Source organism: Mycobacterium pinniadriaticum (genome assembly GCF_026242045.1).
Classification (GTDB): domain Bacteria; phylum Actinomycetota; class Actinomycetes; order Mycobacteriales; family Mycobacteriaceae; genus Mycobacterium; species Mycobacterium pinniadriaticum.
This window is the reverse complement of the sequence record NZ_JAPJDO010000006.1, coordinates 15,217-30,541: the sequence shown is the minus strand read 5'-3', so window position 1 is coordinate 30,541 and position 15,325 is coordinate 15,217. Positions and strand designations below refer to the sequence as shown.

The window sequence follows — 15,325 nt, the reverse complement described above, 5'->3', positions numbered from 1 at the left end:
GTCGCCCTGCCTCTGGTAGCGTCTGCCAAATATCGGGTCAGTCGGGGACCGGCAATCGAACCTTTGGAGGAGTCATGGCGCGTCCGCGCGCGACGCCGAAGCCCCGCGGCGGCCTCGCCCATGACGACGGCACGCGGCGAACCGAGATACTGCAGACGGCGGCGACGGTCATCGCGACGTCGGGCCTGCGCACCTCACTGCAGGAGATCGCCGACGCGGCAGGCATTCTGCCCGGCAGCCTCTACCACCACTTCGATTCGAAAGAAGCGATCCTCGTGGAGTTGCTCCACCGCTATCACGAGGATCTGGACCGTATTGCCGGTGAGGCGCAGAACAGGCTCAACGATCCGGACTTCCACCCCGCCTTCGACCAGATCGCCGAATTGGCCACGGCGATAGCGGAATGCGCCGTCACCCATCGCGCCGCCCTGCAGATGTCCTTCTATGAGGGACCGAGCTCGAACCACGAGCTCACCGCCCTGGCGGCGCGGCGCCCGTCGGCGTTGATTCAGTCGATGCTGGAGACGCTTCGCGCGGCACGCTGGAGCGGCTATCTGCGGTCCGATGTCGACCTGACCGTGCTGGCCGACCGGATCGTGCAAACGATGTTGCAGATCGGACTCGATCCCATCCGGGGCAACGCCGGCCCCGACAAGTCAGCGGCGTTGCTGTGCCGGATCCTGCTCGAGGGCCTGGCCGCCGATGCCCCCACCGACGAGCAGCTCGACCGATCGGCGGCCTTCCACGCCGCCGACGCCGTCGTCCGCTCGTGGACCGACGACGCCGACGCCGAACCTAACGACAAGGCCGCCCACGTACGGGCGGTTGCCCGAGCCGAATTCGGCAAGAAGGGATACGAGGTCACGACGATTCGTGATATCGCGTCGGCCGCCGGGATGGGAACGGGCACCGTATACCGGGTGATCGGGTCGAAAGATCAACTGCTGGCGTCGATCATGCAGTCTTTCGGCGAGAAGGTCGCCATGGGATGGTCCGAAGTGCTGCGGTCGGACTCCTCGGTCGTCGAGAAACTGGATGCGCTGAGCTGGATCAACACCAACGCGCTGGATCGCTTCGCCGACGAGTTCCGGATTCAGCTGGCCTGGATGCGTCAGTCCCCCCCGGACACACCCAACCCCGGATGGTTGTTCACCAAACGCGTACGACAGATGAAAAGCCTTCTCGCTGAAGGCATCAAGTCCGGTGAGATCAGCATCGACAACCCTTCCAACGACTTGTTGGCGCGTGCGGTGATCGGCGTCGGCTGGATCCCCGAGAGCATCCTGCGTGAGTTGGGTACCCGCACAGCGCAGTTGTGTGTCCGCGACACCATGCTCCGCGGTGTCGTCGTGAAGTGACGATCCGCTACCGAGGGTCGAACAGCACCGGCAGCGACGTCGGCGACCGGAACACCTGTCCGCGGATGTGTGGATCGTCCCCATCGGGGTCCATCCGCAGGTTGGGCAGGCGGTCGAGCAACAGGTTGACCGCGGTCCGCATCTCGAGACGCGCCAGATGCATGCCGAGGCATATGTGCACGCCGTAACCCCAGCCGAGGTTGCTGCGCGCTTCGCGGAAGAGGTCGAAGGTGTCGGGATCCGGGAAGCGGTCCTCCTGGCGGTTCGCCGCACCCAGCATCGGCATCACCGACGCGCCCGCCGGGATCGGCACGCCGGCCAGTTCGGTATCGCGCGTGGCGACCCGGGTGATGGTCAGCAGCGGCGGATTCCACCGCACGCCTTCCTCGATGGCCTGCGGCAGCAGTGAGCGGTCGTCGCGAACCGCAGCCAGCTGAGCCGGATCCGAGAGCATCGCAAACAGGAGGTTCCCCAACGATCGGTAGGTCGTTTCGACCCCGGCGGGGAGCAGCAGTCGCAGGAACGAGAAGATCTCCTCATCCGCCAGCTTCTCGCCGTCGATCTCCGCGGCGGCCAGCAGACTGATCAGGTCATCGCGCGGCTCGGCCCGGCGCGCCTCCAGGATCGGCCGGTAATACTCGACCAGTGCGGCCGACGCCGCCAGGCCACGTTCGGGATTCATGATCCAGCTCAGCAGCGAGATCGACCAGCGCTGGAATTGCGGGTAGTCCTCCTCGGGCAGGCCGAGCAACCCGGCGATGATCCGGCTCGGATAGGTGAACGTGAATTCCTTCACCAGATCGGCCCTGCCGTTGGCGATAAACGAGTCGATCAGCTCGTTGCCCACCCGCGCGACCAGCTCGTCCTGGAAGCGTGCAAGCGACTTCTGCGAGAACGCTTTCGAGATCAGCGCCCGCAACCGGCCGTGCACCGGCTCGTCCATGCCCAGCATCACCCGCTCCCCCAGCACCGGGCCGAAGGCGGCGATGACACCCGACGACGAGAACGTCTCGTTGTCGCGCAACATCTGCTGGGCCTCCTCGAACCGGTACACGATAAAGACCGGCAGCCCCTCTTCGCCGGGCATCGCCGACCCCTCGATGCGTTGGACCGGCTCCTCTCGGCGCAACCGCGCCAGCTCCGGGAACGGATCGCGCACATTGCCGGACACGACGTCGTCGAACGAGCCGAAGTCCTCGAGGTCGTCGAAAAGTTGTTCCATTACTGCTCCTTCTGTTGCTGCGGTGGCTGTTTCGCAGCGGCACGCTTGGCCGCGGCCGCGACGATGCGTTGCATCACCGGTTGGGGCACGACTTTCATGGCGAGCACCATCGCCTTCTGGGCCACGGTCAGCGGATACGCGCCGTCGCGCATCGAGCCCTGCCTGGGGATGCCCAGCACGATTCGTGACATGTGGTGCATACCTGAGGACGGCAGAAGTCTGTTGGACACCAACAGCATCGACGCATCCGGTCCGACCGGCTTCCGGCGGAACGGGGCGCGGTCGGCCAGCGCCTTGACCAGCCCGTCGGCGAACCGTTCCGGCGACCTGGCGAGTTTCATCGCGAAGCGGCCACGGGCGTTCATCGTCTGATGAAGCCGAGCGTAGGGACCGTTGAAGTCCCGGTCATCGGTGGTGCCGGTATCGGTGATGATCTCGGTGTCATATGTGCCGGTGATCAGGACCGTCACGCCGAGACCGAAAGGCGCGATCTCGGCGGCCAACGATTCGCCCCAGCGTTCCATCGCGCCTTTGCTGGCCGAGTAGGGGGCGGTGGCCGGCTGGCCTCGTACTCCGGCCGAGCTGCACACCAGAACGATCCGACCCTCCCCCGCGGCCCTCATCGATGGCATCAGGGCGTTGGTCAGCGCTACCGGACCGATCACGTGGGTGGCGAACATGCGCTGCCACAGCTCCACGTCGGTCTCCTCGGCCATCCCGGCCGAGGAGATTCCGGCGTTGTGGATCACGGCGTACGGTGCGCCGACTCGTTCCTCAATGGCTTTGGCAGCGGAAGACACCGACGCGTTGTCCGTCAGGTCGAGCCGCACACCGATCAATCGGTCGTCGTCCTCGCCGGCACCGGTCGCTTCCCGGAGCAGCAGCATGCCGCGATCGGGGGTGCGCATGGCGGCCACCACCCGCCAGCCGTCGCGGTACAGCCGGACCGCCGAGGCGAACCCCAGACCGCGGGCCGCGCCGGTGATAACCACGGTGCGGGGCTCACCCATTGGCGGTCCCGGGTGCGCAGGCGCCCTGTCCCGGTGGCGGGGGCTGCACGTCGGGTCGTCCGTCCGGCAGAGCGTACTGCCAGGTGGACCACTTGCCGACCGAGAACGGGCCCTGGGCACCGGCTTCTTCGTAATACCCTTGGGGGTCGAACACTTTGGCCTCCGGATAGGGCCACGGGCAGGCGACGGACGTGGCCAGCCCGCTTGCTTTGATCGCCCAGAACCAGGCGCCGTAGGCGAAGTATGCGACGTTGATGATTGCGAACATGACCAAGAAGGTGCCGAGAACGGGCTTGGTCGGGAACAGCTTCGCCCTGGCGGCGAGCTTCTCCGCCACCGACTTACCGGTGTCATCGCGATAACACAGGATCCCGGCGGGAATCATGACGAACGTGACCGAGAAGGACTCCCAGATCAGCGGGAATTGGAATGTCGTACCGGCGAATATCGACCCGAAGGGGATGACCTGCGAATAGATGTACATCCCGGTGCGAATGGACGTGACTTCGAGGATGGCGTCGAAGACGAAGCCGATGGGCAGGATCAACAGCGCAAGGCTGATGAGCGGATGTTTCCACACGAAGGCGTCCGGCTGGCGCCTGGCCTGCAGTTTGCGCAGGATCCAGACCGCGGGAAAATACGGACCGAAATAGAAAGTGACGTAACCGAACACGATGAACGGTTCGACGGTGGGTGACATCATGACCAGCGGCCACGACTCGGGCCAGTGCAGTAGATCGGGGTTGTAGACGGCATAGGGCGCCCAGTTCATGATCGGGTCCTGCCAGACGATCAACGTGGTGCAGATGCCCATGAGGATCACCGGGTGGCCCGGATGCCGCCGCCACGCCACCACGAAGATCACCAGCAGCTGGACCAGCATGACGGCGGTGCCGATCTGGACCCATGCCATCCAGTTGTCGTAGCCGAAGAGGAAGTCGACGGGGCGCGGCCGGCCCTCGATGTTCGGATTGGCCACTCGCGGATCGAGCGCGGTTCGGCAGACGGCGATGAACAGCCCGGCAAAGGCCAGGGAGGCCAGTACACAGGCCCAGAGTCCCCAGCCTGATCGTGGTTTGCCTGCACCGCCGACTGATTCGCGCGCCGCGGTTCGTGTTACACCGTCTTGCGTGGTCATCAGCCTTCCTCTCCGAAGCGGTCGACGAGATGCGAATTGACTCCGTCGGGATCGAGTCTGCGGGCCACCAGGTACCCCGACCCCATCCAGGCGCGCCGGGTCCACTTGCCCAGTGACACCCGGGTTCCTGGCGCCCCGGAGGCCGCGGGCATCATCTTGACCCGCTCGAGCGCCTCCTTGACGCCCCGCGGGCTGAGCGGATGCGAGTCCGCGAAGGCGCGCACCAGCGTGGCGGCCACGTCGTGGTTGACCACCGTCACGCAGTACTCGGGCCGGCTGCCGTCGTAGCGCGTGGCGTAGCGGTCCAGCCACGCCTGTCCGATCGGGTTGCCCTCGTCGTATTGGTCGACCCCGATCCAGCCCATGAAGGCGTTCCACATGATCGGGTTCACCCAGGCGTTCTGGAATGCGGTGGTGGTGAACCTCGGTGGATCCCAGTCGAGTGCCTCCAGAGCCGGGTTGACGAACACGATCCCGAAGCCGAAGCCCAGGTGCGCGATCGCCTCGGCCTTCGCGTCGTACAGCGATCGGACCGCCTCGTCGACGTCTTGCGCCGTCTGCGCGATCTCCGCTTCGGCGACGATGCGGATCCCCTTGCGGCGACAGGCGGTTCGGAGATTCTTCAGGTAGCTTTCGCCGATCAGGCTCTGTTCGGCCAGCACCCCGATCTGGTTCAGACCGCGCTTCGCGATCAGATCGACGAGGAAGATCGGCTCGTCGGTCATCGAGCCCTGGGGAAACGCGAATGTCCACTCACCGAGCCAGTCGTCGGTTCCGGTGACGCTGATCGCCGGAACCTTGAACCGTTCCTCGATCGCCTCGCGGAGCGGCACACAGTTGTCGGTGATGTTCGGTCCGAATACCACCAGAGCGCCTTCGTCGACCAGTTCGTCGTAGGCATCGATCACCGCCTTGACGCTGCCCTTGGGCAGGCCTTCGACTTCCTTGTAGATCATCTGGACCGGCCGGTCGATGAGGCCGTCCGCGATGGCCTCCTCGAAGACGAGGTCGAAGCAGCGGGTGAACGACGACAGAAGATCCTCCGGGAATCCCGGCGGGAGGGTGAAGTCCATCAGGTAGCCGACCTTGATGGGCTCAGCGGTGCTCTCGTAGGACATCTGACCTCCGTACCGTCGGGCGCTGACCGGCGCTATACCTAATATTTGTTCCGATATTAATTGCGCTGTCCCGTAAGGTCAATCACCGGGTCTGCGCGAGGTACAGATCGATCATGTCGTGCAGACCGCGGCCCAGATGGACGTCGTCGGTCAGGGGTCCGGCGATGGCCACCTTGGCGGCCAGGCGAGCCGGTAGACCCTCGGCGATCAACTGCCCCGCCGCGACGAGCACCCGCGTCGACGCCACCTCGCGCAGTCCCCCGGTCTCCAGGCGGCGGATCGCCTGCCCGAACCGCACCAGCGCCGCGGCGGTGGCCGGGTCGACGGCGGCCTCGTGTGCGACGATCGCCTCCTCGATCTCCGCCGGGGGGAAACCGAACTCGATGGCCACCATCCGCTGACGGGTGGAGTCCTTGAGGTCCTTGAGCACGCTCTGGTAGCCGGGGTTGTAGGACACGACCAGGCCGAATCCGGGTGCGGCGTCCAGGGTCACGCCGAGACGCTCGATGGGCAGCTGACGCCGGTGATCGGCCAACGGATGCAGCACCACGGTGGTGTCCTGTCGCGCCTCGACGATTTCGTCGAGATAGCAGATGGCGCCTTCGCGGACCGCCCGCGTCAGCGGTCCGTCGACCCACTCGGTCTGGTCGCCGCGGAGCAGATATCGGCCGACCAGATCCGCGGTGGTGAGGTCATCGTGGCACGCCACGGTGATCAGCGGCCTGCCCAGGTCGTGGGCCATCGCCTCGACGAACCTGGTCTTGCCGCAGCCGGTCGGGCCCTTCAGCACGATGGACAAACCCTGGCGGTAAGCGGCCTCGAAGACGTCCGCTTCCTCGGCGACCGGCTGGTAATAGGGGCGCGTCGAGCCGGCATGCGATCCGTTGACGTTCACCGCACCGGGTTCAATCACCATGGCGTCCCTTCGATCGCCCGGGCCCTTGCGCAGCAGCAGCGTAACGCGGAACAGAATTTTGGTTCACGTTGCTCCCTGAGGGCATGTCACGAAATCCGCCGTCGCACTTCCGCCGATCGCAGCGCCGAGCGGAACAACGGCCCGATGACGCCGACCAGCTGATCGGCCTCGCCGACCGTCGCATGCGCGGCACTGCCGAACACGGACCGCAATGACACCGCGTCGGTGCTGGCGCCCACGGTCAGGCACACGCAACCAGTGCCCCGGCGACGGGCCTCGGTCAAGGCCCTTCGTGCGTCCGCAGCCCCGTAGTTGCGCTCGTAGCCGTGGTCATAGGCCAGACCGTCGGAAATCACCACCAAGAGCTGCCGTGACGTGCCGCCGCGCGATTCGACCACCGCAGCCCCGTGCCGAATCGCCGCGCCCAATCGCGAGTACCCCCCGGGTTCCAGACTGTTGAGGCGGTTGATCACCCGCGCGTCGAGCTGGTCGTCGAACAGCTTGACCGGCACGACTCTCACCGCACCCCGGCCGTGGGAGTTGTAGCCGTACAGTGCCACCCGGTCACCGAGATCGTGCAGCGCCACCAAGAGCGTGGCAGCTGCGGCGCGTTGCTGATCATGCACCGTGCGCCCTCGGCTGCCGGGCTCGCCGGCCGACCCGGAGACGTCGAGCAGCAACAGCACGGACAGGTCGCGGCGCCTGCGCACACTGTCGAGGTACACGGCCTCGTCCGGCACCGCGCCGGCATGCACCCCGACCCGCGCCTCGATTGCCGCATCGATGTCGATGTCGTCACCCTGGTATTGGCGGTGACGACGGTCCAGGCCCACCCCCAACCTGGCCAGTGGCCGGTGCGCGCTGATCCCGGCCTCGATCGTGTGGGGCGCCGATGAGCGGGCCCGCGGCCGCACCTCCTGCACGGTGCACCAATCGTTCCGATACCGCTTGTGCCCAACATCCCACTCGGGGTAGGAGAATCCGGATTGTGCGACGTCTTTGATCTCGTCGAGCGGGGCGACGGTTGTCGAGGAGTGCACCGAGCGCACGCTCCGCTCGGCAGAGCGCGCGCGGTGTGTTGGCGCCTCGGCGCCCGGCGGCCCACCGCCGGTGCCCGAGCCACGGGCGGAGGACAACATCTTCGCCAACCACTTCCCGACGAATCCCCCGCCACCCACCGGGCTCACGAGCGAGCTCATATCGGCCGTGCCGTCCGCCTCGCCGTCATCGAGTTCGGCCAGTTCACGCCGGGGGTCGCGACTTCTCGGCAGGTGTCCTGCCGACTGTTGGTCCGCCGAGGCACGCTCTGCCGCGGCCCGGATCTTGCCGGCTCGGATGACTCCGAACTCCGCGGGCGCCTCGGCCGGTCCTTCCTTGGCCACCGCGATGGCCAGCGAGGTCTGCGCGCCATCGCTGCGGCCGGCCACATCTGGGTCCGCCAACGACCGCAGCACCGCGGGCAGCAGGTGGTCGTTGGCGGCCAGCGCGCGATGCCCTTCGACCGCCAGATAGCGCCGGGTCAGCCGCGGGTGACCGGCAACCGATCGGATGATCCCGTCCGCCAGACTGCCCGCCGCCACCAGCGACGCCTGCACCGCGACCGCCGCAAGCGTCGTGCCGACGGGCGCCGAAGGATCGATGAAGACCGTCTGACCATCGGTCCACGCGGGCTGCCCGTCGCCGACCGGTGAGACCGCCATCGGCTTGCCCGCCAACACCGATGCCAGCATCCCCAGGGCGGGCATCCGGTCATCGACGGTGTCGTCCACGTCCACCTCCCCGCCACCGGCAATGTTGACCAAATATCTGTTCCACCGTAGAGTTCGGCCGCACGGCAGTCAACCGACCTCTTCACGACGTCGGCTCGCATCAGCACCGAAATCACAAGGGTGACCAGATGATCGACTTCACCGACCAAGTCGCTATCGTGACCGGCGCCGGCCGCGGACTCGGACGGCTCTATGCACTCGATTTCGCCAGGCGGGGTGCCGCGGTCGTCGTCAACGATGTCGGGTCGACGATGCGCGGCGACGGGGTCGATACCGGGGTGGCCGATTCGGTGGTCCGTGAGATCACGAACGCCGGGGGCCGTGCTGTTGCTTCCTATGATTCGGTCGACACCGCCGAGGGCGGCGCGGCGATCGTCGACGCTGCCGTGGGTTCCTTCGGCCGCCTCGATGCCGTCGTCAGCAACGCGGGAATTTTCGGCAGCGTTGCCTTCGAGGACCTTTCGCACGATGCCTGGACGCGAATGCTGCGGGTCCATCTCGACGGCGGGTTTCATGTGTCCCAGCCGGCCTATCGGGTGATGAAGGCCAACGGCGGTGGCCGGTTCGTGTTCATCTCGTCCTCGGCGGGTGTCTTCGGTCAGCCGATGGAAGCGCACTACGCGGCCGCCAAAGCCGGCCTCATCGGGTTGACGAATGTCATTGCGATCGAGGGTGAAGCGCACGGGATTCTCGCTAATTCCGTTCTACCGACCGGATTTTCCCGGATGGTGACCGAGACGGTCGGCGACGAGAAGTTCCTCACCGAATCCGGTTTCATGCGCGCCATCCGCCCCGAACTGGTGGTGCCCCTGGTGGTGTACCTGGCAAGCACGTCGTGCACGTTCAGTCATCGCACCTACTCGGCCTGCGCGGGACGCTACGCCCGTGCTTTCATCGGGCTCAGCGAAGGCTGGCTCGCCGACCACGACGCCGCACCGGCAGCCGAGGACATCGACGAACACCTTGGCCAGATATCGGCCACCGAGAGCTTCATCGTGCCAACCTCGATCGTCGATGAGGTCCTCGAAGTCTGCGATCGCCTCGGCGTGAGCGCCATGCCAGGCGGTGCCGAAGTCGAATTCCCCGAACCACACAAGTGAAAGAGCTGACCATGCTGCCGTTGGGCCAGCGGCGCCGGGTGGCGGGGCGCACCCGAAACGCTGTCGCTCTACCTGGATGGGTTGGCCGACGACGAGATCAACCGGATCACCCAGCAGAACGCGATGCGACCGTACTCGTTCGACATGTTCTCCCACATCCCCGCCGAGCAGCTCACCGTGGGGGCGCTGCGCGCTCAGGCCACCGATGTCGATCTGGGGGTTCGGTTCCTCGGAACGGCTGAAAAAGACCGGTACCGATAGACATTCATGACTGCATTCAGCGCTATGCCCCGGGGGTGGACCGGCATGACCCGGGCACTGCTGCGCTCGGCGTACCGCGACGGCGCTGTCGACGATCAGCCGGAGAACCACATGACATTGTTCCGGTGGCGATCGGCGATCGGGTCTGTGTTGTCGACTGGAACACCGAACCGATGTCGCAGCTGACCGACGAGATCGTCGCGATGGTGCCGGGGGTGCGGCCGGCGACACGCGACTACTTGCGCATGCCGCCGCTGACGGTGAGGTCGTCGCCGGTCACGTAGGTGGAGGCCCGGCTGGCCAGGTACAGCACCGGACCGATGATTTCGTCGATGTCGGCGATTCGCTTTTGTGCGTTGCCCTCGGCCAGCATCGCCAGGGTTCCCGGCTGATATTGCTCGGCGACGGTGATCATCTCGGTAGCGAAAGGGCCCGGGCTGAGGATATTGACCCGGACTCCCCAGGGGGCCCACTCGTTGGCCATGGAGACTGTCAAATGGCGAAGTGCCGCTTTTGCGGCGCCGTAGGCGACCGAAATGGGGGTTGAGGCATAAGCTTCCATCGATCCGATGTTGACGATGCTTCCACCGCCCCCGTCGCGCATGATCGGGGCGACGCACTGGCTCATTCGCAGCGCGCCTTCCACATTCACATTGAAGATCTTGCGCCACAGACCGAGCTCGACCGTACTGGCACTCTGCAGTGCCGGGTTGATACCGGCATTGTTCACCAGCACGTCGATGTGGCCGAACGTGTCTACCACGCGATCAACGAAGGTCGGTATGTCATTCCAGTTACCGACGTGGCACGCCAGTCCGATCGCCACTGCACCGGTCGCTTGGTGGATCTCGGTGGCGACCTCGTCACAGCGGTCCTGCTTTCGGCCGGTTACGACCACCGAAGCGCCTGCGCGGGCGAGCCCCTCGGCGATCGCGCGTCCCAGACCCCGTGTCGCACCGGTGACGATTGCCACCTCCCCGGAGAGGTCGAACAACTCGCGCGGATTACTCATCTGTAGTGCCCTTCTCTGCGGTCGTGTCGGGCCAGCGATAGGCACCGAATATGTTCGGTACCACGACTCCTGGCGCGGCTGCGAGTACATAGGGAATGGCCCGGACGGCCGTCATCGCCACCGCAAGCTGGCCACCCGCTACACCGTCCAGATCGATTTCTTGGTTGTCGATCGTGAGTTCGAGCCGAATCGGCGGCGATCCGTCGATGACAACTCGGATCAGGAACTGACCGTCGAGGGCGAGATTCCAGCTTGGAATCTCCGCAACAGCAGTCCAATGCTCTTCGGCAACCAGAACCGGTACGCCGGCGCTGCACGCGGACCATGACATGATCTGACCGATCACCGATCCTGCGGGCAGTGTCGCGCACGCCACATCGACGTCGTACGGCAGTGTCGCGGTCCGGACTTCCTTGCGGATCTCGTCGAAGCGCAGCCCGAGCACGTCTGCCGCCGCTGCCAATGACTGTTCGTACTGAATCGAGACCGACTGGAACAGAGGCGATTCCGGCGATATTTCGTGGGGCGGTTTGCCCATGCCCATCAGGTCGACAAGCATCTCGCGTGCGCTGATGGCCCGGCAGTCGACGAATTCCTGCACAGTGATCCTGTCGACTCGCCGGGATAGCGCGGTGAGCGAGGTTGCGAGGCGTTCGAACATGAAGCCGGGATGCTCACCGGCGGCGTGGAACCGTGCACCCGAATGAGCGCAGGCCTGTTTGATGCGTGTCTCGACGTTGGAGTCGTACGTCGCCAAATGGTTGTACGAGGTCGTCGTGATGACGGTCTTGCCGGAAGTCAGCAATGCCACGATGTCCTCGGTGTTGGTGTTACCGGGGAAAGCCTTGCTGGCCGCATGCAGAACGAGATCGGCGTCCAATGCGAGGATCGCTGACGTGTCGTTGGTCGCGGTGATGCCGGTCGGCGGGCGACCGACCATGTCGCCGGCGTCGGTGCCGACCTTCGATTCGCTGTAGACATAGAGGCCGACGAGTTCGAGATCGGGACGATCGATGACCTCACGAAGTTGCGCCTTGCCCACCGGCCCCGTCGCCCACTGCACAACGCGAACGGTCATGACAGCTCGGGCCGCTCGAGCAGACCCTCGATGGTGCCGTGGATGACGATTCCGCTGGCGTCGGGCAACACGCGTCGCGCCACCAGAAACTCGCTGCCCATCCAGCCGTGGCGAATGTACTTCCCGAACCGCAATCGGGTACCGGGAGCGCCGGTCGCCGCCGGAACCATCTTGATCCGCTCGAGCGCCTGTTTGACGCCGATGCCGGTCAGCGGTCGCGCGTCGGCGAGCGCGATCATCATCAGCCGACCAACGTCGTAGCAATACACGGGAAAGAAGTACTCGGGCCGTCGGGCGTGACGCTCTTCGAACCGATCCAGAAACTCTTGTCCCGTCTGGTTTCTCTCGTCGTACTGATCCAAGCCGATCCAACCGGCAAGCTGGTTGCGCCACCACGAACTCGTTGACGCGAATTCAAAGGCGGTGGTGGTGTATCGGGGCGGCATCCAGTCGATGTCGGCGAGGGCCTCGTTCATCCCGGGGATGCCCAGGCCGAAGCCGACGTGGATGATCCCGTCCGGCCGGTGGGCGGCTAACACGGCCATCGCTGCACGTTTTTCGGACTGGACTTGCGGAATCGGCACTTCGGTGGTGATGGTCAGCCCGGCGTCTGCGCACGCGACCCGGGTGGTGCGCAGATACTCGGTTCCGATCAGTGAGTCCTCGTAGGCGACGCCGACCGACCGGCAACCGTCCAGGGCAGCCACGGTCGCGATGATGATCGGCTCTTCCTCCATCGAGCCGGCCGGTAGTCCGAAGACCCACTCCCCCAACATTGTTTCGCTCGCACCCATCGTGATACACGCGACGTCGCCGAGGTCTTCGACGTACCGGCGCAGTGCCGCGCCGTTCTCGGACACCCACGGGCCGAAGATAACGTGAGCGTCCTCGGCGACCAACTCGAAGAATGCGTCCCGCACCGCACGGAACGAGCCGTTGGGCAGCCCCTGTACCGCACGCACGACAAATTCGACCGGTCGATCCAGCAGGCCTTGTTCGACATACTCGTCGGCGACGAGTTGCAGGGACGGCATGATGTTCTCATCGAAGTTTCCATCCTCGTCGAGATAGTCGATGAGGAGGCCGATCCGCGCGGGCGCCAACTTCGAGGTCATCGTAGAGCTCCCCTGAAATCCAGATCGGCAAGGTCGAAAACGCCCGACCCTGCCCGGCGAACAGCAGGTATGGCATGGATGGCGTGCATCGCCGTTGCCAAACAACCCATTTCGGTGTGGTCCTCACCTCTGGTGCCCAGCACCAGGTTGCAGCGCATGGTGGGCGCTCCCCCGAATTCGATCTCGTAGCCCTCAGCCCTGGACCACTCGGGCATTACGTCGGGACTCATCCAGGTCACGTGCTCGACGCAGATCGACGTCGAGCCACAGTCAGCCCGGACGCCCAGTTTGATGGCCGCGACTGTTCCCGCGGGGATCACTCCGAATGCGACATGGAGCTCGCGGTCAGCAACCACGGTCTCCCGAAATGGCTGGCATGCCAACACCTCGAGTCCGAGCGCCTTTGCGATGATGGACGCGGTACTGACGAACGCCTTGCCGGCCCGCTCAGGATCGCTCAGGATCGGTGACGTCGAATCCGGCCGATGGCCGTAGCCCATCACGTCGACCATCATCTCGCGACTGGGGTATCCGGCGTATGAGAGGGATTCGCGGACAGTGATCTCGCCGCACCGGTAGGACAGCCGGGACAACACCGGCGCCACCGCTTCGCCCCAGAACCCCGGGAAAAGTCCGACACCGAGAAACGAGGCGCCGCCGTCCACGCACGCCGCTTCGATCAGGCTCGCACGGTCCGGATCAAAGCCGTACACGTCGATGAACGAACTTCCGGTGGCGATGACGTCGATACCGCAACTCAGCAGATGGGCCACGTCGCGGAAGCAGGTATCCGGATGCCGCTCAACGCTACCCATGTAGAGCACGATGTCGGGCTTTGACGTGACGATCTGGTAGTTGTTGTCGGTGGCCCGCACCCCGGTGGGTGGTCTGTCGGCCAGGTCGCCGGCATCGCGGCCGATCTTCGTCTCGTCGTACACCCGCACGCCCACGAGTTCGAGATCTGGCGAATCGATGACCGCCCGTAGCGCAAGCCGGCCGGTGGCCCCCGTGGCCCACTGGGCCACCCGGGTACCAGTCACGATGGCCCGGGCCATGACAGCTGAAGGTCCGGCACGAATCGCAATGGCGGCCGGTACCGCACCTCGTAGCCGGGACTGAGGCTGTATTCGGGAATACGACGATGCCATTCGCGCAACGCGATTCGCAGCTCCCTGCGCGCCAGGTGTGAGCCCAGGCAGCGGTGCGGGCCTGCACCAAAGGCGAGGTGACGGTTGCCTCGCCGGTCGAAGTCGACGGTCAGCGGATCGGGAAATTCCTCCGGATCGACGTTCGCCGCGCCGAGGTTGACCAACAGGTGGTGGCCCGCCGTGATCACGTGCTCGCCGACGGCGCGCTGTTCCCGGGCCCACCGAACAGCCCATGGCACCGGCGTTTCCCAGCGCAGAAGTTCTTCGACAGCGCGCGGAATGACCTCAGGGTCGACGGACAGGTGCCGCCGCTGGTCGGCATGCTGAGCGAGATAGGCCCAGAAGCACGTCAGAGTGTCGGTCACAGTGTCCAGCCCGGCGGTGAGTAGCACGAAGCAAATCGACAACAGGTCGTCCCGTGATACCGGCTCACCGTCGATTTGGGCATGAGCCAGTTCCGTGATCAGGCCCTGCTGTGGCGACGTCATCCGCTGGTCGAGAACAGAATCGAAAAAGGCGTATACGTTCTGAGCAGTCCCGCGTTGGATGGCCAACTTCTCATCGAAGGTCGACTCATCGGAACCAGGGTGCAGAAGTCCGTCACGCATGGCGACCAGGGTCCCGAGTTCTTCCCACGGCAGCCCCATCAGCCCGAGGAACACCGAGGACGGGAACAGTTCAGCGAATTCGGAAGTGAAGTCACACGAGCCGCGATCGATAAAGGTGTCGATGAATCGGTTGACGCGATCGGCGATGTCGGCTTCTTGTGCCTCCATCCGCCGTGGCGAGAACATCGGTTCCAGCAGCCTGCGATATCGCGTGTGATCCGGCGGGTCGATGCCCAGCGGGATCAGGGGTTTGGTCTGGCCCTGCTCAACCAGATCGCAAGAGGAAAAGGTTCCGGCGTCGCTGAGGGCCGCACCGACCAGCGAACGCCGACCAACCATGACACTGCTACCCAGAGCAACCGACCCCTGCTGCGCCAGTAGGTAATTCGCCGGCTGCGGTGACCGGGCGTCGAGGCCGGCGCCCGCGCCGCCGCTGACAAACTGGAACTTTCTCACGGGCCGATCCGCCCGT

General features: G+C 65.3%; 14 protein-coding genes. 3 read left to right on the top strand and 11 right to left on the bottom strand.

The genetic code is table 11. The features are described from left to right. Window positions 1-74 precede the first annotated feature (74 nt). Window positions 75-1,358 carry a TetR/AcrR family transcriptional regulator gene (locus tag ORI27_RS09040; protein ID WP_265996405.1) on the top strand — a complete coding sequence of 428 codons (1,284 nt, stop codon included), beginning with the start codon at window positions 75-77 and terminating at the stop codon, window positions 1,356-1,358. 7 nt (window positions 1,359-1,365) lie between these two features. Here the strand turns inward: ORI27_RS09040 and ORI27_RS09035 are convergent, their stop codons facing one another. The 6 genes from ORI27_RS09035 to ORI27_RS09010 all read right to left on the bottom strand — a co-directional run bounded on the left by ORI27_RS09035 (window position 1,366) and on the right by ORI27_RS09010 (window position 8,492). Then, the gene (locus tag ORI27_RS09035; RefSeq protein WP_265996404.1) at window positions 1,366-2,580 is read right to left on the bottom strand and encodes a cytochrome P450; all 1,215 of its coding nucleotides are present in this window, start codon (window positions 2,578-2,580) and stop codon (window positions 1,366-1,368) included. Then, entirely contained in the window at window positions 2,580-3,590 is a 1,011-nt protein-coding gene (locus ORI27_RS09030) for an SDR family oxidoreductase (protein ID WP_265996403.1), read from the bottom strand. Before ORI27_RS09030 ends, ORI27_RS09035 begins: the two co-directional genes overlap by 1 nt. After that, the gene (locus ORI27_RS09025; protein WP_265996402.1) at window positions 3,583-4,728 is read right to left on the bottom strand and encodes a spirocyclase AveC family protein; all 1,146 of its coding nucleotides are present in this window, start codon (window positions 4,726-4,728) and stop codon (window positions 3,583-3,585) included. The genes ORI27_RS09030 and ORI27_RS09025 overlap by 8 nt, the downstream gene beginning before the upstream one ends. Further along, the gene (locus ORI27_RS09020; protein ID WP_265996401.1) at window positions 4,728-5,846 is read right to left on the bottom strand and encodes an ABC transporter substrate-binding protein; all 1,119 of its coding nucleotides are present in this window, start codon (window positions 5,844-5,846) and stop codon (window positions 4,728-4,730) included. The genes ORI27_RS09025 and ORI27_RS09020 overlap by 1 nt, the downstream gene beginning before the upstream one ends. A gap of 82 nt (window positions 5,847-5,928) precedes the next feature. Next, window positions 5,929-6,762, bottom strand: coding sequence for a CbbQ/NirQ/NorQ/GpvN family protein (locus tag ORI27_RS09015; protein WP_265996400.1), 834 nt, complete (start codon window positions 6,760-6,762; stop codon window positions 5,929-5,931). A gap of 86 nt (window positions 6,763-6,848) precedes the next feature. Then, a complete protein-coding gene (locus ORI27_RS09010; RefSeq protein WP_407666268.1) occupies window positions 6,849-8,492 on the bottom strand; it encodes a nitric oxide reductase activation protein NorD in 1,644 nt (547 codons plus the stop codon). A 167-nt stretch (window positions 8,493-8,659) separates the two neighbouring features. Here ORI27_RS09010 and ORI27_RS09005 point away from each other — a divergent pair, with 167 nt between their 5' ends. Continuing rightward, window positions 8,660-9,631 carry an SDR family NAD(P)-dependent oxidoreductase gene (locus ORI27_RS09005; protein ID WP_265996399.1) on the top strand — a complete coding sequence of 324 codons (972 nt, stop codon included), beginning with the start codon at window positions 8,660-8,662 and terminating at the stop codon, window positions 9,629-9,631. 81 nt (window positions 9,632-9,712) lie between these two features. Further along, window positions 9,713-9,892, top strand: a complete 180-nt coding sequence (locus tag ORI27_RS09000) for a hypothetical protein (protein WP_265996398.1) — start codon at window positions 9,713-9,715, stop codon at window positions 9,890-9,892. 235 nt (window positions 9,893-10,127) lie between these two features. Here the strand turns inward: ORI27_RS09000 and ORI27_RS08995 are convergent, their stop codons facing one another. Genes ORI27_RS08995 through ORI27_RS08975 form a run of 5 tightly spaced genes read right to left on the bottom strand, consistent with a single transcriptional unit; the run spans window position 10,128 to window position 15,309 of the window. Then, window positions 10,128-10,904 carry an SDR family NAD(P)-dependent oxidoreductase gene (locus ORI27_RS08995; protein WP_266073923.1) on the bottom strand — a complete coding sequence of 259 codons (777 nt, stop codon included), beginning with the start codon at window positions 10,902-10,904 and terminating at the stop codon, window positions 10,128-10,130. After that, the gene (locus tag ORI27_RS08990) at window positions 10,897-11,982 is read right to left on the bottom strand and encodes a dihydrodipicolinate synthase (RefSeq protein ID WP_265996396.1); all 1,086 of its coding nucleotides are present in this window, start codon (window positions 11,980-11,982) and stop codon (window positions 10,897-10,899) included. The genes ORI27_RS08995 and ORI27_RS08990 overlap by 8 nt, the downstream gene beginning before the upstream one ends. Further along, window positions 11,979-13,097, bottom strand: a complete 1,119-nt coding sequence (locus ORI27_RS08985; protein ID WP_265996395.1) for an ABC transporter substrate-binding protein — start codon at window positions 13,095-13,097, stop codon at window positions 11,979-11,981. The genes ORI27_RS08990 and ORI27_RS08985 overlap by 4 nt, the downstream gene beginning before the upstream one ends. Beyond that, on the bottom strand, window positions 13,094-14,152 hold the full coding sequence (locus ORI27_RS08980) for a dihydrodipicolinate reductase (RefSeq protein WP_265996394.1): 1,059 nt from the start codon (window positions 14,150-14,152) through the stop codon (window positions 13,094-13,096). The genes ORI27_RS08985 and ORI27_RS08980 overlap by 4 nt, the downstream gene beginning before the upstream one ends. Further along, on the bottom strand, window positions 14,134-15,309 hold the full coding sequence (locus ORI27_RS08975) for a cytochrome P450 (protein ID WP_265996393.1): 1,176 nt from the start codon (window positions 15,307-15,309) through the stop codon (window positions 14,134-14,136). Before ORI27_RS08975 ends, ORI27_RS08980 begins: the two co-directional genes overlap by 19 nt. Window positions 15,310-15,325 lie beyond the last annotated feature (16 nt).